General features: G+C 42.3%; 1 protein-coding gene. It reads right to left on the bottom strand.

Annotation, left to right across the window (positions count from 1 at the left end; translation table 11 throughout):
• On the bottom strand, positions 1-1,125 hold a 1,125-nt coding region (locus tag WAA15_RS24405; RefSeq protein ID WP_337045466.1), incomplete at both ends, for a fibronectin type III domain-containing protein.

Below are 1,125 nucleotides of genomic sequence, written 5' to 3'. Positions count from 1 at the left end.
ATAAACAACTTGATAGCTTTCATGTAATTTGTTTTTATCCCATGTCAAAATCATGGTATTATCATTCACTTTTAGTTGTTTTACATTTTCAGGCATTGGTAATTTATTTTGCAAAGTCTTAAACTCCCCATTTTCATACGTACTTACCACTTCATCACCCACATAGGCTTCAATCTTAAAACCATATTGACTATTTTCTTGGAGGTTTTTAAGGTTTAAACGATTTGAATTGACTGTTTCAATCAATTCTCCTCCCTCAACCGTTTTGTAGGTAATCACATATTTCTTAAAACGAGGGTCCCCCTCCCAAGTCAGGATGGCTTCATTAGAGCCAATATTGGTTGCTACTACATTTTGTATCCTCGGTGGTTTGGGGGCATTTGCTTGCTGCAAGGACTTTATTTTTTCAATAATGACATCTACTTTGGTCTTTAAGTCAGCAATAATTGGGTAACTTGTTCCTGCGGGCGGCGTTCCGCCTTCCATGCTTGTTTTGTTAGCCTTGAGTTGGGTCAGGATAGTGGTCATATCACCTAGAATTTCGCCTATTTTGGGGTCGGTTTCTCCCCAATCAAATACCTCTGAAAACTTGTCTTTCCAAGTACCTACTGCGGTTTCTACGCCTTTGGTATAAGTCAGTAAATCCTGTTTTTCTTGTGGGGTAGCTGTGCCTTTAGTCGCTATTTCGCCACCCTTTTCTTGGTATTTTTTTATGGCTACCTCCAAATCTCCATGAAAAACGGTAGGTTCGGTGCGCTTGATTATGTCAGCAATGATGCGGACTTGTTCATTTTGCAAGTCGGCTTGGCTGATTGAACGGGTTCGGAAATAATCTCCCACCGCATACACACAACTCCCTTGGGTACCCGCTTCCCCTTTCTTTGCTTGGATACCCGAAAACTCCACAGCCAGGTAAGAATTATTCAAAAAGGGTACTTTTACCAGCCCCTTCCCCGAGAGAAATTTACCCCCACCGATTTCGGTTACCAAAACAGCGTAATCATAAATACCCAATACATCGCCTACGGCCAAATCTTCTAATTCAACCGTCCCTGTGATGACAGGGGCATCGGGATGAGTAGGACTACAGCCCACATACGCATCTGCCTGAGTCACACACTTGGG

The organism is Emticicia sp. 17c (assembly GCF_037153985.1).
Lineage (GTDB): Bacteria > Bacteroidota > Bacteroidia > Cytophagales > Spirosomataceae > Emticicia.
The sequence above is the reverse complement of the archived record's forward strand: the minus strand, read 5'-3'. Positions and strand labels throughout refer to the sequence as shown.